Here is a 20,246-nt window from a genome sequence, read left to right as displayed (position 1 = left end):
GGCCTGATCATGCCGGAAGCGCAAAAACGCGCGCTGGTGGCGCTGGCCGAGCGCCACCGCGTGTGCATCATCGAGGATGACACCTACCGCGAGCTGTATTTTGGCAAGCAGGGGGCCAGCCCGCTCAAGGCGCATGATCGCAGCGGCACGGTGCTGCATTGCGCGTCCTTCAGCAAATCGCTGGCTCCCGGCTACCGGGTGGGCTGGATCGCCGCCGGGCGGCTGAGCAATACCGTGCGCGGGCTGAAACTGTGCAGCTCGCTCGGCACGCCACTACCCAGCCAGATGGCGCTGGCGCGGCTGCTGGCTTCCGGCCAGCACGGCGACATGCTGACAAGGCTGCGCGCCAGCCTGCGCCAGCGGCGCGATGCCATGCAGCAACAGATACAAGAGAGTTTTCCGGCGGGCAGCCGCTTATTGCAGCCGGAGGGTGGCTATTTTCAGTGGGTGATCCTGCCGGAGGGGCTGGATTGTGCCGCGCTGTTGCCGCTGGCCATCGAACAGGGCATTCACTACGCGCCGTCCACGCTGTTCCATCCGCACCATGGCCCGGCCAATGCCCTGCGACTGAACTTCAGCTTTTTCGACCCGCTGCACCAGCGCGAGGGGGTTGCCCTGTTAGGGGCCCTGCTGCGGCAAGCCATGGAGTGACAGGGCCTGCCGTAATGCTCAGCCCGGCGGCGTGGACGGGTCGGACTGGGCGGTCAGCGCTTTGCGTTCGTACACCGCCTGCGCCAGCGTGCTCAGGTCGACATATTCCAGCTCGCCGCCCACCGGCATGCCACGCGCAATGCGCGACACCTTGGGGCCACGGCCCTTGAGCAGCTCGGCAATCATGTGCGCGGTGACTTCACCTTCGGCGGTAAAGTTGGTGGCAATCACCACCTCCTCCACCACCTCGTCCAGCGCCCGCACCATCAGCTTGTCCAGGTTCACTTCCTTGGGGCCGATATTGTCCAGCGGCGAAATACGGCCCATCAACACGAAATACAGGCCCTGATAGCATTTGGCCTGCTCCAGCGTCATCAGGTCGGCCGGCATTTCCACCACGCACAGCTGATCCGGCCGCCGTTCCGGATCGGCACAGATGCTGCACAGCGGGGTTTCACTAAAGGTATTGCAGCGTTCGCAATGGGTCAGCCTGGTCAAGGCCCGGTCCAGCGCGCGGGCCAGCTTGTCAGCGCCGGTCTTGTCCCGTTGCAGCAAATGGAAGGCCATGCGCTGGGCGGTCTTGGGACCGACACCGGGCAATACCTTGAGGGCGGCAATCAGCTGGTCGAGCGCGGGTGGGTTTTTCATGGGCAAGCAGGCAGCAAAGGATAAGGGGAGACCGGCAGGCTTCAGTCCGGCCCGCCCTGCGGATAACGCGGCAGGGCATCGTCCAGGTGAAACCAGGGGATGGCGCTGTCGGTCCACTCGTGGCAATCGGGCGGCAGCCGTTCCGGCTGCTCCAGCGTGGCGACGGTAATTTCCAGCCGCTGGCTGCCATCGGTGCATTCATAAAACAGGGTGCTGCCACAGACCGGGCAGAAATGCCGCAGCCCCAGTGGCGAGGAGCGATAGGCCGTGGTGCGGCCTTGCCAGCTGACGGCATGGCGGGCAAACAGCGCCCCCAGATAAACCGGCGCGCCGGCTGCCAGCTGGCAGGTCTTGCAATAGCAGTAAGACACGCCAAGAGGATGGCCCTGGCACTGGTACTGTACCGCGCCACACAGACAATGACCGTGCAATACCTGTTCCATGGCAACTCCCTGTTGGCGGCGGAGCCATGCCGCCCCGCCATGGCTCACCAGCGGGCCGTGGTGCGCCAGCTCATGCAGACAGGATCAGAAGGGCAGCTTCATGCCGGCCGGCAGGTTCAGGCCATTGGTGAAACCGGACATCTTTTCCTGGGAAGTGGCTTCCACCTTGCGCACCGCGTCGTTGACGGCGGCAGCGATCAGGTCTTCCAGCATTTCCTTGTCTTCCTTGGCATCGTCCAGCAGGCTGTCGTCGATGGACACACGCTTCACGTCGTGGGCGCAGGTCATGACGATTTTCACCAGGCCGGCACCGGATTGGCCTTCCACTTCCACCGTGGCCAGTTCTTCCTGGGCCTTTTTCATGTTTTCCTGCATTTGCTGGGCTTGCTTCATCAGACCAGCGATACCGTTTTTACCGAACATGTCACAACTCCTGCAAAGGTTGAATCGTTTCCGTCATCAGCGTGGCGCCCATATCGCGCACCAGCTGCTGAATCACCGGATCGTTTTCCAGGCATAGTCGGGCCTGGGCCAGTTGTTCCTGACGATGACGGGCGCCCTGCATGGCCGGTGTTTCCAGCCCCAGTTCCTCTATCGTCACCACCAGTTCGACTGGCTGACCGAATTGCTCGGTCAGCGCAGCCTTGAGTTTTTCCTGATAATCGCGGGTAGCCATGTGGCGGAAGCTGTCCGGCACCGCCAGTTCCAGCCGCGACTGGCTCCAGCCCTTGAGCACGGCATTGTGTGCCAGCATGCGCGCGGCGCCCAGCCGGGTACCCAGCAGGGTGACCAGCGCCCCCCAGTCGCCATCAAACTGATAAGGCGACGCCTCCGCCACGGCAGATTCTTCGGCCATGGCATAGGCCGGCATGCTTTCTTCGGCCTCGGTCTCGTCCCATGGTGCCGTGTTGTCGAGCTCGGCCTCATCCTCGTCGTCGCCCTCCTCGTCATCGGCGGCGGCAAGCGGGGCGGCCTGTGCAATGGCAGCCGGGGCTGGCGCAGTCACCACTGGCTCGGCTGACGCGACAGGAACAGCAGATAGCGCAGGCGTGACAGGCTGCGGTGGCGCAGGGGCAGGTTCGGGTTCGGCGTCAGCCGCCGCGGCAGGCTCTTGCGCAGCGGGTCGGCTGGCTGGCTTGCGATTCCCCAGGCCGGCCAGCAAGGCGCGTGCGGCAGCCGAACCATCCGCCCCGGCATCGGATTGCGCCGGCATGGCCACTGGCGCTGGCCGGGTGGCCGCCGCAGCAGTATTGCTGCGTGGTGCGGCCACGCTGTCTGGCTGGGCCTGGGCCGGATGGAAGGCCAGCATGCGCAGCAGGGTCATATTGAAGCCGGCATGTTCATCCGGTGCCAGTGCCAGGTCTTTACGGCCATGAATGGCGATCTGGTAGTACAGCTGCACATCTTGCGGCGCGATCAGGCTGGCCAGCGCAAACAGGGCTTCGCGTTCCGGCTCGTCGTCGGCAATAGCCGTGGGCACGGTCTGCGCCATGGCCAGTTGCTGCAGCAAGACGGCCATTTCGGCCAATACACTGTCAAAGCCGATGCCACGCTGCGCCAGTTGTTCGGCCTCGGCCATCAGGCGCGGGCCATCACCAGCCGCCAGCGCCTCCAGCAGTACGAACAGATAACGGCGATCCACCGCACCCAGCATGGCGCGCACGCCGTCTTCCCTGACCTCGCCCATGCCATAGGCAATGGCCTGATCCAGCAGCGACAAGGCATCGCGCATGGAGCCGGCGGCGGCACGACCGAGCAGGGCCAGCGCGGCCGGTTCGAAGCTTTGCTGCTCCACTTCCAGCACATGGGCCAGATGGCCGGCCACCTGCTGCGGCGTCATGTTGCGCAGGGAAAACTGCAGGCAGCGCGACAGCACGGTCACCGGCACTTTTTGCGGGTCGGTGGTGGCCAGGATGAACTTGACGTGGGCCGGCGGCTCTTCCAGCGTCTTCAGCATGGCGTTGAAGGCACTCTTGGACAGCATGTGCACTTCGTCGATGATGTAGACCTTGAAGCGGCCGGAAGTGGGCGCGTACTGGGCGTTTTCCAGCACCTCGCGGATATTGTCGATGCCGGTATTGGAGGCGGCGTCGATTTCCAGCAGGTCGACAAAGCGCCCTGCGTCAATCTGGCGGCAGGCGGAACACTCGCCGCAAGGCTCGGCCGTGGTGCCGGTTTCGCAGTTGAGGCTCTTGGCCAGAATGCGTGCGATGGTGGTCTTGCCCACCCCACGGGTGCCGGTCAGCAGATAGGCATGGTGCAGCCGCTCTTCTTTCAGGGCATTGGAGAGGGCGCGCACCACATGCTCCTGACCGACCAGATCGGCAAAGCGTTTGGGGCGCCACTTGCGGGCAAGGACTTGATAGCTCATGGGGGCGGATTTTAATGGCAATTGGCCGGCAAGGCGACTCCTTTTGGCTGGAGCCGCCTGCCGGCTGGCCCGGCCTTACGGGGCCGGGGTGGGCTCTGCTGGCGTGGCAGCCGGCTGGGCTGCTTGCAGCGCCTGGGTGTTCAGGTAGCGCAAACGCAATTCATCGGCCAGTTCCTGTGCCACCTTGGCATACAGGGTGCTCTTGTTATAGCGGGTGATGACGTAGAAATTATTCAGACCCAGCCAGTATTCGGTGACCCCCGGCGCGGTTTCCAGCGGCACCAGCACTGCCTGCACATGGTCGGCTACCTGGGCCTGCGGCAACACGCCACGGGCTTTCAGTTCGCCCACCGTCAGGTGCAGATTGAACTTGTCGGCCACCAGCGCACTGACATCCACGCCGGGTTGCACGGCTGCCGGCACGATCACGTCGTCACCATGGCGCCAGCCTTGCAGCTGGAAGTAATGCGCCACGCTGCCGATGGCATCGTCGACATTGTTCCAGATGTCGCGATGGCCGCTGCCGTCAAAATCCACCGCCCATTTGCGGAAGCTGGACGGCATGAATTGCGGCAGGCCCATGGCGCCGGCGTAAGAGCCTTTCAGCGACAGCGGGTCGATGCGCTCTTCCTTGGCCAGCTTGAGGAATTCGGTCAGCTCGCCGCGGAAGTACTCGGCGCGGCGCGGGTAGTTGAAGGCGATGGTGGACAGCGCGTCGGCCAGACGGAAGCTGCCGGTATTGCGGCCATAATTGGTTTCGATGCCCAGGATGGCCACCACCATTTCCGGCGGCACGCCGTACACCTGCTCGGCGCGCTGCAAGGTGGCGGCATGCTGCTGCCAGAAGGCCACGCCGTTCTTCAGCAGGCGCTCGTTATAAAAGCTGGAGCGGAACTGATACCACGGCCGGGCAGTGGACGGCTTGTCGAGAATGGCGATGATATTGGGCTTGATTTCCACATTGGCAAACACCGCTTCCAGCTCCGGGCGATTGAACACGCCGCTGGCTACCTGCTCGTCGATATAGCGCTGTACATCGGGGCGGGCCAGAAAGGCGGCATCGGCTTGCGCCAGGGAGGACATCACGCCGCCGGCAAGGGCGGCAGCCATCAACAATCGTTTCATCAGGGGTTTCCGTTAGGTGCCGTCGTGGCGGCTTAGTAGGAGAGCGCACTGGACACCAGTCTGGCGGTGATGTCCACAATGGGGATCACCCGCTCGTAGGCCATGCGGGTGGGGCCGACCACACCCAGTGTACCCACCACCAGGCCGTTGATGCGATAAGGCGCCGTCACCACCGAACACTCGTCCAGCGTCATCACACCAGACTCTTCGCCAATGAAAATGTTCACGCCCTGGGCATCCTGGCCCTGGTTAAGCAGTTTCAACAGTTCGGTCTTGCGCTCGAAAGTGGCAAACAGCTCGCGCAGGCGCGACAGGTCTTCCGACAGGTCGCGCACATTCAGCAGATTCATGCCGCCGGCAATCACCACCGCATCACTGGGGCTGCCCAGCGAGTTCTGGCCAAAGCGCACGGCGGCGGTCATCAGCTCGGTGATATTGCCCTGCAATTCGCGCAGCTCGCTGGCCACCAGGCTGGCAATGGCGCTGAGGCCCTGGCCGGCGTAATGCTGGCTGATGAAATTGCCGGCTTCGATCAGTTCGCTGGGGCTGTAGTCGCGCTCGGTGGTCAGCAGGTGGTTCTGCACATCGCCATCCAGCGTCACCAGAATCATCAGGATGCGCCGCTCGGACAGGCGCAGGAATTCGATCTGGCGGAAGGCCACGTCGGAGCGCTGCGGCGTCACCACCACGCCGGCAAAGTGGGTGAGATCGGACAGCAAGGTGGAGGCCGCCTGGGCAATGCGTTGCGGGCTGTCCGGCTGCAAGCTGCTTTCCAGCTCGCGCATGGCCAGCTCTTCCAGCGGCTGGATGGTCAGCAGGTGATCGACAAACAGGCGATAGCCCTTGGCCGTGGGCACACGCCCGGCCGAGGTATGCGGCGAGGCAATCAGCCCCATGCCCTCCAGGTCGGCCAGAATGTTGCGGATGGACGCGGATGACAGCTCCATGCCGGACAGCATGGACAGGGTTTTCGATCCCACCGGCTGACCATCGGCGATGTAGCGTTCGATCAGCGTTTTCAGCAGACGTTGTGCGCGCTCGTTCATCATGCTCTCATTTTACCTGACCAGACGATTCCGGCCAGCCTCTCCCTCAATATCATGTTGCGCGTGTTGACATCATTTCAAGCGGCCATTCGCATTTGTCGGCTCTTGGCTTTGTGCGATAATCCCCCATCTATTGGTCCCACTACACGCAATTGGAGACAGCATGGCGTCAGAAGACAAGAGCCGCGCATTGGCGGCTGCCCTTGCCCAGATCGAAAAGCAGTTCGGCAAGGGGTCGATCATGCGGATGAGCGACAACCAGATCAATGAAAACCTGCAGGTGGTGTCCACCGGTTCGCTGGGCCTGGACCTGGCGCTGGGTATCGGCGGTCTGCCGCGTGGCCGTGTCGTGGAAATCTACGGCCCGGAATCTTCCGGTAAAACCACGCTGTGTCTGCAGGCCGTGGCCGAAGCACAGAAGCTGGGCGGCACCTGCGCCTATATCGATGCGGAAAACGCACTGGACCCCATCTACGCGCAAAAACTGGGCGTCAAGGTGGAAGACCTGCTGATTTCCCAGCCGGACACCGGCGAGCAGGCGCTGGAAATCTGCGACATGCTGGTGCGCTCCAGCGGCGTGGACGTGATCGTGATCGACTCGGTGGCTGCCCTGGTACCCAAGGCGGAAATCGAAGGCGAAATGGGCGACAGCCACGTGGGCCTGCAAGCCCGCCTGATGAGCCAGGCGCTGCGCAAGCTGACCGCCAACATCAAGCGCACCAACACCCTGGTGATCTTCATCAACCAGATCCGCATGAAGATCGGCGTGATGTTCGGCAACCCGGAAACCACTACCGGTGGTAATGCCCTGAAGTTCTACGCCTCGGTGCGCCTGGATATCCGCCGCGTCGGCGGCATCAAGAAGGGTGACGAAGTCATCGGCAACGAAACCCGCGTCAAGGTAGTGAAGAACAAGGTATCGCCGCCCTTCCGCCAGGCTGATTTCGACATCCTGTACGGTGAAGGCATCAGCCGCGAAGGCGAAATCATCGAACTGGGCGTCAAGCATGGCTTTATCGACAAGTCCGGTGCCTGGTATGCCTACAACGGCCAGAAAATCGGCCAGGGCAAGGACAATACCCGCGAATGGCTGAAAGCCAATCCGGCAGTTGCCCAGGAAATCGAAGCCAAGATCCGTGACGCCGTCGGCATCAAGGTAGAAATTACCGAGAACGACGAGGAACTGGCCGACGACATGCTGGACGCGTGAAACGCACCGGCTTGCCGATGGAAAAAAGCCTGAAGGCGCGAGCCGTCGATCTCCTGTCCCGCCGGGAATACACCCGGCGGGAACTGGAGCGGCGGCTCGCGCCGTTTGCCGAAAGCCCGGAACAGCTGGCCACCCTGCTGGACGAACTGGCCGAGCGCAACTGGCAGTCCGATAGCCGCTTTGCCCAGCAGTTTGCCGACATCAAGGGCCAGAAATACGGCAGCCGCCGCCTGCAACAGGAAATGCGTCAGCGTGGCGTGGGCAAGGAAGACATCGCCCAGGTGCTGGAAGATCGCGACGACCTGAGTCTGGCCCGCAGCCAGTGGCAAAGAAAGTTTGGCAGCGTGGCCGACACGCCGCAGGAAAGAGCCCGCCAGATGCGTTTTCTGGCCGCGCGCGGCTTTGGCATGGACATCATCCGCCAGGTGATGGCCGGCAGCGCCATGGATGACGATTTCCCGCCGGACAGCGCAGACTGAGCGTGGCCGGAGCCGTAGCCCTTGCCAGCCCGGTTGCGGCTTGACACAATCCAGCATGCTCAGCATCAGCCCCCACGCCGATGCCAACGAATTCAATCTCGACGAAAACGACATGAAAACCTCCGAAATTCGCCAGAAATTCCTGGATTTCTTCGCCTCCAAAGGCCACCAGGTAGTAGCTTCCAGTTCGCTGGTACCGTGGGAAGACCCCACCCTGCTGTTCACCAATGCCGGCATGAACCAGTTCAAGGACGTGTTCCTCGGCTTTGACAAGCGCCCCTATACCCGCGCCACCACCAGCCAGAAATGTGTACGCGCCGGCGGCAAGCACAACGACCTGGAAAACGTCGGCTACACCGCGCGTCACCATACCTTCTTCGAAATGCTGGGCAACTTCAGCTTTGGCGACTACTTCAAGCGTGATGCCATCCACTTCGCCTGGGAATTCCTTACCGGCGAACAATGGCTGGCCCTGCCCAAGGACAAGCTGATGGTGACGGTATACGCCACCGACGACGAAGCCTTTGACATCTGGAACAAGGAAATCGGCGTTCCGGCGGACAAGATTGTCCGCATCGGCGACAACAAGGGCGCGCCCTACGCCTCGGACAACTTCTGGCAAATGGGCGACACCGGCCCCTGCGGCCCGTGTACCGAAATCTTCTACGATCACGGCGACCATATCTGGGGCGGCCCGCCGGGAAGCCCGGAAGAAGACGGCGACCGCTTCATCGAAATCTGGAACAACGTGTTCATGCAGTTCAACCGCGACGAGTCCGGCACCATGCATCCGCTGCCCAAGCCGTCGGTGGACACCGGCATGGGCCTGGAGCGCATCTCGGCCGTGCTGCAACACGTCCACGCCAACTACGAGATCGACCTGTTCCAGAACCTGCTGAAAGCCGCTGCGCGTGAAACCGGCGTACCCTTCAGCATGGACGTGCCGTCGCTCAAGGTGATTGCCGACCATATCCGCGCCTGCTCCTTCCTGATTGCCGATGGCGTGATCCCGTCCAACGACGGCCGTGGCTATGTGCTGCGTCGCATCATCCGCCGCGCCATCCGCCACGGTTACAAGCTGGGCCAGAAGGGTCTGTTCTTCCACAAACTGGTGGCTGACCTGGCCGAGGAAATGGGCCAGGCCTATCCGGAACTGCGTCAGAAGCAGGCCGAAATCGAAGACACCCTGCGTCAGGAAGAACTGCGCTTTGCCGAAACCCTGGACAAGGGCATGGCGCTGCTGGAAACCGCCCTGGCGGCCAACAGCAAGGTGCTGGATGGCGAAACCGCCTTCAAGCTGTACGACACCTTCGGCTTCCCGCTGGACCTGACTGCCGACATCTGCCGCGAACGCGAAGTGGAAGTGGACCAGGCCGGTTTTGACAAGGCGATGGAAGCCCAGCGCGAGCGCGCCCGTGCCGCCTCGTCCTTCAAGATGGCCAGCAATGTCGACTACAGCGGTGCCGACACCGTGTTCAACGGCTATGAATCCACCAGCGTGGAGGCCAAGGTGCTGGCGCTGTACAAGGGCAATGAGGCCGTACAACAGCTGGCAGCCGGCGACGAAGGCATCGTGGTGCTGGACAATACCGCCTTCTACGCCGAAGGCGGCGGTCAGGTAGGCGATGTGGGTGAAATCTCCGCCCAGGGCGGCGTGGCTGCGCTGTTCGACGTGGCCGACACCCAGAAAGTACAAGCCGCCGTATTCGGTCACAAAGGCCGTCTGGCCCGTGGCAGCCTGCAGGTGGGCGACAGCGTGACTGCCACCATCGACCTGCACCAGCGTGCCGCCACCGCGCGCAACCACTCCGCCACCCACCTGCTGCATGCCGCGCTGCGCCATGTACTGGGTGAACACGTGGCGCAGAAGGGTTCGCTGGTGAACCCGGAACGTGCCCGCTTCGACTTTGCCCACAACGAACCGGTTTCCGCCGAGCAACTGGCCGAGATCGAGCGCGTGGTCAACCGCGTGGTCATCCACAACGTGGAAGTCAGCGTGGGCCACATGTCCTACGACGACGCCATCAAGGCCGGCGCCATTGCGCTGTTTGGCGAAAAGTACGGCGACACCGTGCGCGTGCTGAAGATGGGCGACTTCTCCACCGAACTGTGTGGCGGTACCCACGTCAAGCGCACCGGTGACATCGGCCTGTTCAAGATCATCGCCGAAACCGGCGTGGCTGCTGGCGTGCGCCGTATCGAGGCCGTCACCGGCGAAGCTGCCGTGGCACTGGTACAGGCACAGGATGGCGAACTGAAAGCCGCCGCCGCCATCGCCCAGGCCCAGCCGGGCGAACTGCTGTCCAAGCTGGAAAAGCTGCAGGCCGAACTGAAGGCCGCGCAGAAACAGGCACAGCAGCTGAAAGGCCAACTGGCGCTGGGTCAGCTCGACCAGCTGCTGGCCAGCCAGCAAAGCATCAAGGGTGTGGCCTGCCTGATCTGCACGATCGAGGATATCGATGCCGCCACCCTGCGCGACATGAGCGACAAGGTGATGGACAAGCTGGCAAGCGGCCTGGCGCTGCTGTCCTGCGTAGTCGATGGCAAGGTCAGCCTGATTGCCCGCGTTTCCAAGGACCTGACCGGCAAGGTCAAGGCTGGTGAACTGGTGAATCAGGTTGCCCTGCAGGTGGGTGGCAAGGGTGGTGGCCGTCCGGACATGGCCCAGGCCGGCGGTACCCAGCCGGAAAACCTGGCCGCAGCACTGGCCAGCCTGCCGTCCTGGCTGGAAGGCAAGCTGTAAACCGCCGCAGCCCGCAAGGACAAAGCCGCAGGGGCCTACCCTGCGGCTTTTGTCATTTTCAGCGTTTATAATTTGTTACTGAATGAATAAGTGATCACCGGAGAGCCTGAACATGACAAGTTGCCGCTCTACCCTTGCCTGGCTCTGCCACACCCTGCTGCTGGTGCTGTGTAACTGCCTGCCCGGAATAGCCTTGGCTGACGGCAAACTGCTGGTGGTCACTGAAAACTCGTCCTGGCTCAGCACCATCGACAGCCAGGGCAATGTGGCCGGGCGCAATACCCAGCTGGTCAAGGACATTCTGGCGCGCGCCGGGCTGAAGGCCGATATCCAGGTCCTGCCCTGGGCCAGGGCTTATCGCATTGCCGCCACCCGTCCCAACACGCTGATCTACTCCATCGCCCGCACCAGCACGCGCGAAAAGCAGTTTGTCTGGCTGGGGCCACTTGGGCACATGCAGCGGGTGTTCTACCGGCTGAGCAGCGAAACCACGGTGGCCCCGCAGTCGCTGGAACAGGTGAAAAGCTGCTGCAAGGTCTGTGTCGGCAATCACGATGTGCAGGAAGAATTCCTGATCAAGGCCGGCTTCGTGCAAAACAGCCAGTTCCTCACCACCAACAGCCCGCAGGAATGCCCGCGACTGCTGCTGAGCGGTGCCGCGCAACTGCTGATTGCCGATCCCGAGCAACTGCATAGCCAGCTGGCGCGCTTGAAGATACCGGATGAGCAGTTCCAGCCGGCGCTCAGCATGCCGCAAGGCGAAGAGCTCTACCTGGCAGCCAATCCGCAAACCGACCCGGCCGTCGTCCGGGCCATCACCGATAGCATGCGCCAACTGAAAGCACGCTAGCCAAACGCGCAGCTGCCCTTCTGGCAAGCTGCCATTGCCATACATGCCACTGGCAAAGCCACGCAACAGGCGCGGTGAGCCGCCTTGCCCGAAGCCTCTGATATTCAATGCAGATTTCTTCTTGCTCGCAAAACTTATATTCCATTCAAATATTCAGGCCGCATTTCTGCCATCCTTGACTCATATCAAAACGATTTATATCGAAACGAAAATAATAAACACCTTCTCACAAGTATTGATGACGGCTGACAACAGGCCCTGGCCGGGTCAGCCCGCGTCAGCAGAATTGCCCGACCGACTTGCGCTCTGACGGCAATTTTCACGCAAGGAACAGCCATGGCTCTGGTGCTTTACGATGATGGCAATCACAAATGCGTCGCCTTTACCGAACTGGTTCAGGGTGAAGGCATCCAGTCCAATCAGTTCGCCATCATCGACCAGGGTGACGGCATGTTGCTGGACCCCGGTGGCAACCTCACCTACAAGCACCTGATCGCCGAACTGGCCGATTACTTCCTGCCCTCGCACACCCGCTATATTTTCGCCTCGCACCAGGACCCGGACATCATCGCCTCGGCCAATGGCTGGCTGCTGATCACCGATGCCCAGATCATCATCGCCCAGGAATGGGTGCGCTTCCTGCCGCACTTCTGCATCCGCGGCGTGACCGAAGGCCGGCTGATTCCCATTCCGCCACGCGGCATGAATGTCACCCTGGGTGCATCCACCCTCAAGGTGGTACCGGCACACTATCTGCATACCGTGGGCTTTTTCCAGGTATACGACCCGATCAGCAAGATCCTGTTTTCCGGCGACATCGGCGCCTCGCTGATGGACGGCCATGAGGCCGGCAAGCCGGTCAGCGACTTCGATGCCCACCTGGTGGACAGCCACATGCTGGGCTTTCACAAGCGCTACATGACCAATAACAAGGCCTGCCGGCTGTGGGTGCAGATGGTGCGCCAGCTGGATGTGGAATGGATCGTGCCGCAGCATGGCGGCTCGTTCAAAGGCAAGGACATGGTCAAACGCTTCCTCGACTGGTTTGAAACCCTGGAGTGTGGCACGGACCTGATCACCGCCGCCGACTTCACCCTGGACTGAGCGGCGGCGCGCATGGACCGTTACGCCCCCCTGCTTGATCAGCTGAGCGCCTCGCCCGAGGCGCTGGCCGCCGTGGCCGTGTTGCTGCTGCTCATCGGCATGATGCTGCGCACCCTGCTGCGTCGCCAGCCCGGCAGCAGCGTGCCGCGCCAGCCGGTGCTGCTGCCCGAAGCCGTCATCCGCCAGCCGCCACGCCCGGCCAGCCCGCCGCAGCCTGCCGCCACGGCCCCTGCCGAAGCGGAAGACAGCGAAGACCAGACACTGTCCTACGAGGTGGACGATCTGGATACGCTGGCAGAAATCGAGGTCTTTCTCGAGTTCGGCTATCTGGAACAGGCCGCCCTCGCCCTGCGCACCTATGTCGATGGCCCGTCAAGCAATGCACCGGCCCATATCCGCCGCCTGGCCGAACTCTATCTGCAACTGCACTGGATAGACGACTACAGCGACATGCTGGAGCGCCTGCATGAACGCAGCCTGTTGGATCGCCAGCAACTGAGCGAGGCGGTATTCGCCGGCCTGCAGCAAGACCCGCAAAACCTGGCGCTGCGCGTACTGGCCGAAAGCCGGCTGGGGCTGGGCATCGAGGAGGTCAACCGGCAACTGGGTGATCCGCTGCCGGCCACCAGCAATGAAGCGCTGCTGCTGCGCACCGTGATGCAAGCCCCCGGCCAGCCGGCCATCAGCGCCGAGGAAGCCGTGCAGCAGGCCAGCCAGCTGCCACGGGTCCCGCTGCTGGAAGGCGAGGCCGAACTGGCCCCGCTAAGCCAGCGCGAAATCACGCTGCTGACCAGCTTGCTGCCGGCAGAACGCCAGGCACGCATCCTGCTGGCCTGCCACCAGCCAGCCGCTGCCCTGCCCGCCCTGCAGCAGCTGGCCAACGCACCGGACGCCGCCCTGTCGCGGCTGATCGACACCCTGCGCGCCTGCTATATGACACGCAATCTGCCACTGTACTGCCGCTACCTGTGGCAGTTTCATGTCAGCGTGGGCAATTTCGGCCATCAGCTGAAGCAGCAGCTGCTACAGCTGGGCTGCCAGCTGGGGCAGCACCCGCTGCTGCTGGCACTGGAAGCACAGCCCGACCGGCTGGCACTGGAAGAACTGGGCCGCCGCTTTGCCTACATCCCGCCAGCCAGCCCCCCGCCACAGTGGCAAACGCTGGTGACGGCGAATCACGCGCCATCCAGCAGCACCCCGCTGGACAATGCCCTGAGCGAAGCCGAGCAGTTCATCGAATTCGGCCAGATCGACATGGCCATCCAGACCCTGGAACTGGCCATTCTCGCCAGCCCGGCCGAGGCCCAGCTGTATCCGCCGCTATTGAAACTGTACGAACACCTGGGCGACCTGGCCCGCTTCACCTGGCTGGCCCGGCAGATACGCGACCGGCTGGCGACACCGCCGGAGGAGATCACCGGCATGCTCGGCCGCTTTGTCCAGACCATGCAACAACGCCTCAACCAGCACCGGCTTGCGGCCTGAGAAACCGGATCATGATGCTCAGCAACGCACCCCAACAACAGCTCATCACCGTCATGCCGGTGGGCATGGACCCGCGCAAGCTGTCGGTGTTCCGCATGGCCTTCCGCATGCACCACTCGCACCAGCTGTACCAGTTGCTGGACGAAGCCCCCGGCCATGTGCCGGACCTGGCCATTGTCGATGTCGACAGCGTGGACGGCTGGAATGCCTGGCATGACTTCCGTGCCAGCCACCCCGATCTGCCGGCCCTGATCGTCACCACCACCCCGCCGCAGGCCGGCGAAGCGCCGGCCGCGGTACTGCGCAAGCCGGTGCGCATCGAAACCCTGTTCCCGCAAATGCGCGAACTGCTGGCCAATGAGCGCGCCCCCGCCATCCGGCTCGGCACGACCATGCCGCAGCCGTCCGCCACCGTCACCATGCCAGCCACCGTGACGCTGCCGGCCAGTGCGGCCAGTGCTGCCGGCGACCACAGCGCAGCTGCCGCCTATGTGGCCAGCGTGGCGCCAACGCTGGACCAGGTGATTACCCAGTCACAACAGGCGCACCGTGCCGCCACGGCCGCCCAGCAACACCAGCAAGACCCGGCCCCGTCCGATCTGCCACAGCTGATGGACCTGCCGGAACCCGTCGCGGAAGCCGTGCCTGGCGCCCCCGCCGCCGCGGCCACGGTGGTACGCAGCATGCTGCCCGCCGCACAAGGCGCAGCGGCCAGCGCCGGAGGCAGGATCAGCGTCGAACGCTTCGACCCCAGCGCCGGCCTGTTCGGCCTGGTGGCGCGCCTGCTGCGCCAGCGCACGGCCGCCGTGGTCCGGGTGCGCGAAGTGCCGGTACTGGTCTTGCTGCCGGCACAGGACAAGGCGCTGCTGCTGCAGCCGCTGGAAACCCTGCAGCCGCTGTGCAGCGTCCCCAGCCACGAAGTGGACCAGCAGCCCTATGGCAATAGCCCGGTCAGCGCCGTGCAGCAGGAAATCCGGCCGCAAACCCTGGCCTGGCAGCTGGCCATCTGGACCTGCCGCGGCCGGCTGATGCGCGGCATCGCCGCCGACACTCCGCTGCGGCTGCGTTACTGGCCCAACCTGACCCGGCTGCCGCCCATTCCGGAGGCCATGCGCATCACCGCTTTTCTGACCCGTACCCCAGTCAACCTGAAGCTGATCACCCGCCTGCTCAAAGTGCCGCCGGCAGATCTGTTCAATTATCTGGCAGCAGCCTACGGCATCGGCATTCTCGACCTGCCCAGCCGCAGCCCGCAGCTGTCGGTCATTTCCTCCGAACCGGTACGTCCCGCCAGCAAAGCAGAAACCGTGGCAGCCCCCGGTCGGCCGCAAGACAGCAGCCCCGCCCCGGCCAGCAGCCCGGCCAAACCGGTGCAGGGCGGCGGCAGATTGCTGTCGCGCCTGCTGAAAAAGGTCATTGGCCTGTAACCAGGAATACGGAACCCCATGCGCGCTTACGATAACAAGATCATCTTCGCCGGCCCGGTTGGCGCCGGCAAAACCACGGCCATCGGCGCCATCAGCGATATCGCGCCGGTGACCACCGATGCCCGCGCCTCCGACATGACGCTGAACCGCAAGGACACCACCACGGTGGCACTGGACTACGGTGTGCTGATGCTGGACGAGGCCACCAAGGTGCATTTGTACGGCACGCCGGGACAGGAACGCTTCGACTTCATGTGGGACATCCTCAGCCAGGGCGGCATCGGCCTGATCCTGCTGCTGGACAATACCCGCAGCAATCCGGTAAAGGATTTGCAGTTTTTCCTCAATGCCTTTCGCGACATGCTCAAGGCGGCACCGCTGGTGATCGGCGTCACCAAGACCGATCTGCGCGCCACCCCCAGCATTGAAACCTATGCCGCGCTGCTGGAAAAATTCGACATGCGCCCACCCATTTTCGAAATCGATGCCCGCTCGCGCGAGGACGTGAAAAAGCTGGTACTGGCCTTGCTGTTCTCCATCGACCCCGGGCTGGAAAGCTGATCATGTCCGACCACCTTTCGCTCAAGGACACGCTCTACCCCATCGCCAGCCCCGCCGGTGCCTACTATGCCGTGTCCAGCCCGGAGCAGGACGCCGCGCGCGTACTGCTGACACAGATCCTGCGGCTGGGCCACTCCGTACCGCTGACCGAGGCCCTGCTGGAAGAATGGAGCGGCAACGACCTGGGCAAGGGACTGGAAACACTGTACCGGCTGCAGCGGCTGGAGTTCGTGCACGGCACCGAACAGCCGCGCCCGCCACTGGCCATCAATCTGGAAAGCCAGCTGCCCACGCTGCTGGCGGCGCTGTCCGGCAACGGCCGCGCCCTGCTGGCCGACGACAACGGCCTGTATTACGCCACTGCCGGCTTTCACCACGAATCGGCCGAGGAAATCGCCGCGCTGGCCGGCGACATCATTTCGCTGAGCCGCCGCCACGCCCTGCTGCTGAAAAACAATCTCAATATCAGCAACCTGGCCTGGGCCATCAGCAATCCGGCCGGCCACAGCGAGCTGGCGTTTTACCCGCTGCATGTCGGGCAGCAATCCTTCGTGCTGGTGATCGGTGGCACCCCTCGCCTGCAAGACGAACATTTCGTGACGCTGATCGAGCTACTCAGTCGTCGTTACGCTTGAACAAGAAGCAGCCCGCCGCGCGGGCCAAGAATACCCACTGGAGAAAACCATGCGTGAACAGATGCTCAAGTCCATCCTGAGTGACCTCAACGGCGCATCAGCCGATATCGAAGCGTCGGCCATCATTTCATCCGACGGCCTGACCATGGCCGCCCTGCTGCCGCAGGATGTGGACGAAGACCGGGTGGGCGCCATGGCTGCCGCCATGCTGTCACTGGGTGAACGCACCGCCAAGGAACTGGCCCGCGGCGAACTGGAACAGGTGATGGTAAAGGGTGACAACGGCTACATCCTGATGAGCTATGCCGGCCGCGATGCCGTGCTCACGGTGATTGCCCGCCGCGAAGCCAAGCTGGGGCTGATTTTCCTCGATGCCAAGCGCGCCGCGCGCAATATTGCCGAAATCCTCTAGCCCCCGGCCGCCAAGCCAGCCGGACAGTGACGTGCATGGGCGCCACTGTCCGGATCTGCACCATTCTCACTCCTGTACACGCACCACGCCGGCCCCCTGGCGTCAAAACGGTGCAGCCTGCCATACCCAGGCTTTCAATTACGCCTGCCGTAAGCAATAACTAATCAATCACACCATGCGCAGGCGCCACGGCACCCCCTGATTTCAACCATCTGGCGCAACAGCGGCAGGCCACGCTGACAGGCACGCTTATTGCGTAGTGTTCAGTACAAGCCACCAAGGGGGAATGCGCGATGCACCAGATCACACCGCTGGACCACACCCACTACGACGAGATGCTGGCTGCCGGACAGCAAGTCCGACCGTCCTACCAGCATTTTGCCAGCTGGCTGAACCAGGCTACGCCAGACTGGCTGCGCAACAAGCAGGCCGAGGCCGACACCCTGTTCCGCCGCGTCGGCATCACCTTTGCCGTCTACGGCGACGAAAGCGGGGCCGAACGGCTGATTCCTTTCGATACCATTCCCCGCATCATTTCCGCGGGCGAATGGAAAACCCTGGAAGCCGGCTGCATCCAGCGTGTCACCGCGCTCAACCGCTTCCTGCACGACATCTACCACGAGCAGGACATCCTCAAGGCCGGCATCATTCCGGCAGAGCAGATCCTCACCAATGCCGGCTACCAGCTGGCCATGCAGGGCATAGACCTGCCACGCCAGGTGTACGCCCATATCGCCGGAGTGGACATCATCCGTCACAGCGATGGCGGCTTTTACGTGCTGGAAGACAATCTGCGCACCCCGTCCGGCGTCAGCTACATGCTGGAAAACCGCAAGATGATGATGCGGCTGTTCCCCGAGCTGTTTGCCAGCCACGACATCACCCCGGTCGAGCATTACCCCAATATGTTGCTGGACACCCTGCGCGCCGTGGCACCGGCCGAGGTGGACAACCCCACCGTGGTGGTGCTCACCCCCGGCCAGTACAACAGCGCCTATTTCGAGCACGCCTTCCTCGCCAGCCAGATGGGGGTGGAACTGGTGGAGGGGCAGGACCTGTTCGTGAAAAACGGCCATGTCTACATGCGCACCACCTCCGGCCCGCAGCGGGTGGATGTGATCTACCGCCGGCTGGACGATGCCTATCTCGACCCGCTGGCCTTCAATGCCGGCTCCATGCTGGGCGTGCCGGGGCTGATGTCGGTATACCGCGAAGGCCGCGTCACGGTATGCAATGCCGTGGGCACCGGCGTGGCGGACGACAAGTCCATCTACCCCTATGTGCCGGACATGATCCGCTTTTATCTGGGCGAGGAACCCATCCTGCACAATGTGCCCACCTGGCAGCTGCGCAAGCCGGAGGATCTGGCCTATGTGCTGGAACATCTGCCCGAACTGGTGGTGAAGGAAGTGCACGGTGCCGGCGGCTACGGCATGCTGGTCGGCCCGGCCGCCACCCAGGCCGAAATCGACGCCTATCGCCTGCGCATTCTGGAAGACCCGGCCAATTTCATCGCCCAGCCCACCTTGTCCTTGTCCACCTGCCCCACTTTTGTCGAGGCCGGCATTGCACCGCGCCATATCGACCTGCGCCCCTTCGTGCTGTCCGGCAAGAAAGTGCAGCTGGTGGCTGGCGGCCTCACCCGCGTGGCCCTGCGCGAAGGTTCGCTGGTGGTCAATTCGTCGCAGGGCGGCGGCACCAAAGACACCTGGATTCTCAAGGAGGACATCACATGCTGAGCCGAATGGCAGGGTGCCTGTACTGGATGGCACGCAATATGGAACGCGCCGAAAACACCGCGCGCTTGCTGGATGTCAGCCTGCAGATGTCTTTGCTGCATGCTTCGTCGCAGGACGACCTGTTGGTGCCGCTGGATGTCACCGGCAGCACCGCCGACTTTCTGCAGCGCCACCACACCCCCACCCCGCAAGCGGTGTTGCACTATCTGGCGCTGGATGGCGACAACCCCGGCAGCATCTACAACTGCATGCGCAACGCCCGTGAAAACGCCCATGTGGTAAGGGTGAAGATCACCTCGGAAATGTGGGAACAGGTCAACGGCACCTGGCTGGAAATGCGCGAGTGGCAACGGCGCGGGCTGGATACCCGCAGCGCCTCCACCTTTCTGGAATGGGTACGCGAGCGCTCGCACCTGTTTCGCGGTGCCGGTTACGGCACCATGCTGCGCAACGACACCTTCCATTTTTCCCGGCTGGGAACCTTTCTGGAGCGTGCCGACAACACCGCGCGCATCCTCAATGTGAAAACCAAGCAGATCAGCGACAACGAGCCGGAAGCGGAAAACATCCTCGACTACTACCAGTGGGCGGCACTGCTGCGCTCGGTGTCCGGCTTTGAAGCCTACCGCGACATCTACCGCGACAGCGTCACGCCAGAGCGGGTGGCCGAGCTGCTGATCCTGCGCCATGACATGCCGCGCAGCCTGCGTGCCTGCTTTGCCGAAATCAACAAGGTGCTGGCGCGCATCGAAGGCCAGGCCGGCCGGCCCGCACGGCGCCGCGCCAGCGAAATCCAGGCGCGGCTCACCTACAGCAGCATCGAGGACATCTTTGCCGATGGGCTGGAGCAAACCCTGGACAGCCTGATCGACGACATCAATCTGCTGGGCAAACTGATTCACCACAGCTATCTGGAAACCGCCTGATCGCAGGCACTGCCAAAGGATATGGTCATGAGACTCGCCATCAGTCATGAAACGCTGTACCGCTACGACAGCCCGGTGCGTCACAGCACCCAGTATCTGCGCCTGACCCCGCAGGGCGGCAATGGCCTGCGCATTCTGGACTGGCAGCTGGAATTGCCGGAATCGGCCCATCGCAGTACCGACAGCTACGGCAACATCCTGCATGTCCTCACCCTGGACTACCCGCACCAGGAAATCCGCATCAAGGTCAGCGGCACGGTGGAAACCGAAGATACCGCACCGGTGTGCGACACCCTGCCGCCGCTGTTTTTCCTGCGTCAGACCGAGCTGACCACCCCGGACGCAGCACTGCGCCAGTTTGCTGCCGGCTATCGCCAGCCCACCCCCAGCC

General features: G+C 63.1%; 20 protein-coding genes. 14 read left to right on the top strand and 6 right to left on the bottom strand.

Features of this window, described 5'->3' with window-relative positions:
* On the top strand, positions 1 to 651 hold a 651-nt coding region (locus JHD64_RS18160; RefSeq protein WP_199054787.1), incomplete at its 5' end, for a PLP-dependent aminotransferase family protein.
* Between the two features lie 18 nt (positions 652 to 669).
* Here the strand turns inward: JHD64_RS18160 and recR are convergent.
* The 6 genes from recR to hrcA all read right to left on the bottom strand — a co-directional run bounded on the left by recR (position 670) and on the right by hrcA (position 6,287).
* Positions 670 to 1,299 (bottom strand): recombination mediator RecR, encoded by a 630-nt coding sequence (gene recR, locus JHD64_RS18155; protein WP_059287611.1) that lies wholly within the window; start codon positions 1,297 to 1,299, stop codon positions 670 to 672.
* A gap of 41 nt (positions 1,300 to 1,340) precedes the next feature.
* Positions 1,341 to 1,742: a GFA family protein gene (locus JHD64_RS18150; protein ID WP_059287610.1), complete on the bottom strand. Its 402-nt coding sequence runs from the start codon at positions 1,740 to 1,742 to the stop codon at positions 1,341 to 1,343.
* 84 nt (positions 1,743 to 1,826) lie between these two features.
* Positions 1,827 to 2,165 (bottom strand): YbaB/EbfC family nucleoid-associated protein, encoded by a 339-nt coding sequence (locus JHD64_RS18145; RefSeq protein WP_045846077.1) that lies wholly within the window; start codon positions 2,163 to 2,165, stop codon positions 1,827 to 1,829.
* Between the two features lies 1 nt (position 2,166).
* Entirely contained in the window at positions 2,167 to 4,113 is a 1,947-nt protein-coding gene (dnaX, locus tag JHD64_RS18140) for a DNA polymerase III subunit gamma/tau (RefSeq protein ID WP_199054786.1), read from the bottom strand.
* 75 nt (positions 4,114 to 4,188) lie between these two features.
* The gene (mltB, locus tag JHD64_RS18135) at positions 4,189 to 5,238 is read right to left on the bottom strand and encodes a lytic murein transglycosylase B (RefSeq protein ID WP_059286997.1); all 1,050 of its coding nucleotides are present in this window, start codon (positions 5,236 to 5,238) and stop codon (positions 4,189 to 4,191) included.
* Positions 5,239 to 5,270: 32 nt separating this feature from the next.
* Positions 5,271 to 6,287: a heat-inducible transcriptional repressor HrcA gene (gene hrcA, locus JHD64_RS18130; RefSeq protein WP_059286996.1), complete on the bottom strand. Its 1,017-nt coding sequence runs from the start codon at positions 6,285 to 6,287 to the stop codon at positions 5,271 to 5,273.
* A gap of 160 nt (positions 6,288 to 6,447) precedes the next feature.
* Here hrcA and recA point away from each other — a divergent pair, with 160 nt between their 5' ends.
* The 13 genes from recA to JHD64_RS18065 form a co-directional block, all read left to right on the top strand.
* Positions 6,448 to 7,494: a recombinase RecA gene (gene recA / locus JHD64_RS18125; RefSeq protein WP_199054785.1), complete on the top strand. Its 1,047-nt coding sequence runs from the start codon at positions 6,448 to 6,450 to the stop codon at positions 7,492 to 7,494.
* 17 nt (positions 7,495 to 7,511) lie between these two features.
* Positions 7,512 to 7,973, top strand: a complete 462-nt coding sequence (gene recX, locus JHD64_RS18120; protein WP_059286999.1) for a recombination regulator RecX — start codon at positions 7,512 to 7,514, stop codon at positions 7,971 to 7,973.
* A 112-nt stretch (positions 7,974 to 8,085) separates the two neighbouring features.
* Complete coding sequence (gene alaS / locus JHD64_RS18115; RefSeq protein ID WP_199054788.1) at positions 8,086 to 10,716, top strand: alanine--tRNA ligase; 2,631 nt, start codon at positions 8,086 to 8,088, stop codon at positions 10,714 to 10,716.
* 112 nt (positions 10,717 to 10,828) lie between these two features.
* Positions 10,829 to 11,566: an ABC transporter substrate-binding protein gene (locus JHD64_RS18110; protein WP_199054784.1), complete on the top strand. Its 738-nt coding sequence runs from the start codon at positions 10,829 to 10,831 to the stop codon at positions 11,564 to 11,566.
* Between the two features lie 336 nt (positions 11,567 to 11,902).
* Positions 11,903 to 12,670, top strand: a complete 768-nt coding sequence (locus JHD64_RS18105) for an MBL fold metallo-hydrolase (protein ID WP_110313250.1) — start codon at positions 11,903 to 11,905, stop codon at positions 12,668 to 12,670.
* Between the two features lie 12 nt (positions 12,671 to 12,682).
* On the top strand, positions 12,683 to 14,155 hold the full coding sequence (locus JHD64_RS18100; RefSeq protein ID WP_199054783.1) for a hypothetical protein: 1,473 nt from the start codon (positions 12,683 to 12,685) through the stop codon (positions 14,153 to 14,155).
* A gap of 11 nt (positions 14,156 to 14,166) precedes the next feature.
* Entirely contained in the window at positions 14,167 to 15,582 is a 1,416-nt protein-coding gene (locus tag JHD64_RS18095; protein ID WP_199054782.1) for a hypothetical protein, read from the top strand.
* 18 nt (positions 15,583 to 15,600) lie between these two features.
* Positions 15,601 to 16,143, top strand: coding sequence for an ATP/GTP-binding protein (locus JHD64_RS18090; protein ID WP_059284500.1), 543 nt, complete (start codon positions 15,601 to 15,603; stop codon positions 16,141 to 16,143).
* 2 nt (positions 16,144 to 16,145) lie between these two features.
* Positions 16,146 to 16,778: a hypothetical protein gene (locus JHD64_RS18085; protein ID WP_059284501.1), complete on the top strand. Its 633-nt coding sequence runs from the start codon at positions 16,146 to 16,148 to the stop codon at positions 16,776 to 16,778.
* A gap of 49 nt (positions 16,779 to 16,827) precedes the next feature.
* Entirely contained in the window at positions 16,828 to 17,190 is a 363-nt protein-coding gene (locus JHD64_RS18080) for a roadblock/LC7 domain-containing protein (RefSeq protein ID WP_059284502.1), read from the top strand.
* Positions 17,191 to 17,501: 311 nt separating this feature from the next.
* Positions 17,502 to 18,929: a circularly permuted type 2 ATP-grasp protein gene (locus JHD64_RS18075; RefSeq protein ID WP_370540981.1), complete on the top strand. Its 1,428-nt coding sequence runs from the start codon at positions 17,502 to 17,504 to the stop codon at positions 18,927 to 18,929.
* Positions 18,923 to 19,855 (top strand): alpha-E domain-containing protein, encoded by a 933-nt coding sequence (locus tag JHD64_RS18070; protein ID WP_199054778.1) that lies wholly within the window; start codon positions 18,923 to 18,925, stop codon positions 19,853 to 19,855. The genes JHD64_RS18075 and JHD64_RS18070 overlap by 7 nt, the downstream gene beginning before the upstream one ends.
* Positions 19,856 to 19,882: 27 nt before the next feature.
* Positions 19,883 to 20,246: transglutaminase N-terminal domain-containing protein (locus JHD64_RS18065; protein ID WP_304506663.1), on the top strand; the 364-nt coding region annotated here is incomplete at its 3' end.

Source organism: Aquitalea sp. ASV15 (assembly GCF_016429115.1).
Lineage (GTDB): Bacteria > Pseudomonadota > Gammaproteobacteria > Burkholderiales > Chromobacteriaceae > Aquitalea > Aquitalea magnusonii.
Note: the sequence above shows the minus strand (reverse complement) of the source record. Positions and strands in the feature narration are given on the sequence as shown.

Bases quoted from the DNA above. Each gene is read 5' to 3' on its own strand.
- recA (WP_199054785.1), top strand. From the start codon at position 6,448: ATGGCGTCAGAAGACAAGAGCCGCGCATTGGCGGCTGCCCTTGCCCAG.
- JHD64_RS18105 (WP_110313250.1), top strand. From the start codon at position 11,903: ATGGCTCTGGTGCTTTACGATGATGGCAATCACAAATGCGTCGCCTTT.
- recX (WP_059286999.1), top strand. From the start codon at position 7,512: ATGGAAAAAAGCCTGAAGGCGCGAGCCGTCGATCTCCTGTCCCGCCGG.
- hrcA (WP_059286996.1), bottom strand. From the start codon at position 6,287: ATGATGAACGAGCGCGCACAACGTCTGCTGAAAACGCTGATCGAACGC.
- recR (WP_059287611.1), bottom strand. From the start codon at position 1,299: ATGAAAAACCCACCCGCGCTCGACCAGCTGATTGCCGCCCTCAAGGTA.
- JHD64_RS18070 (WP_199054778.1), top strand. From the start codon at position 18,923: ATGCTGAGCCGAATGGCAGGGTGCCTGTACTGGATGGCACGCAATATG.
- JHD64_RS18110 (WP_199054784.1), top strand. From the start codon at position 10,829: ATGACAAGTTGCCGCTCTACCCTTGCCTGGCTCTGCCACACCCTGCTG.
- JHD64_RS18090 (WP_059284500.1), top strand. From the start codon at position 15,601: ATGCGCGCTTACGATAACAAGATCATCTTCGCCGGCCCGGTTGGCGCC.
- JHD64_RS18145 (WP_045846077.1), bottom strand. From the start codon at position 2,165: ATGTTCGGTAAAAACGGTATCGCTGGTCTGATGAAGCAAGCCCAGCAA.
- JHD64_RS18100 (WP_199054783.1), top strand. From the start codon at position 12,683: ATGGACCGTTACGCCCCCCTGCTTGATCAGCTGAGCGCCTCGCCCGAG.
- mltB (WP_059286997.1), bottom strand. From the start codon at position 5,238: ATGAAACGATTGTTGATGGCTGCCGCCCTTGCCGGCGGCGTGATGTCC.
- alaS (WP_199054788.1), top strand. From the start codon at position 8,086: ATGAAAACCTCCGAAATTCGCCAGAAATTCCTGGATTTCTTCGCCTCC.
- JHD64_RS18150 (WP_059287610.1), bottom strand. From the start codon at position 1,742: ATGGAACAGGTATTGCACGGTCATTGTCTGTGTGGCGCGGTACAGTAC.
- JHD64_RS18080 (WP_059284502.1), top strand. From the start codon at position 16,828: ATGCGTGAACAGATGCTCAAGTCCATCCTGAGTGACCTCAACGGCGCA.
- JHD64_RS18085 (WP_059284501.1), top strand. From the start codon at position 16,146: ATGTCCGACCACCTTTCGCTCAAGGACACGCTCTACCCCATCGCCAGC.
- JHD64_RS18095 (WP_199054782.1), top strand. From the start codon at position 14,167: ATGATGCTCAGCAACGCACCCCAACAACAGCTCATCACCGTCATGCCG.
- dnaX (WP_199054786.1), bottom strand. From the start codon at position 4,113: ATGAGCTATCAAGTCCTTGCCCGCAAGTGGCGCCCCAAACGCTTTGCC.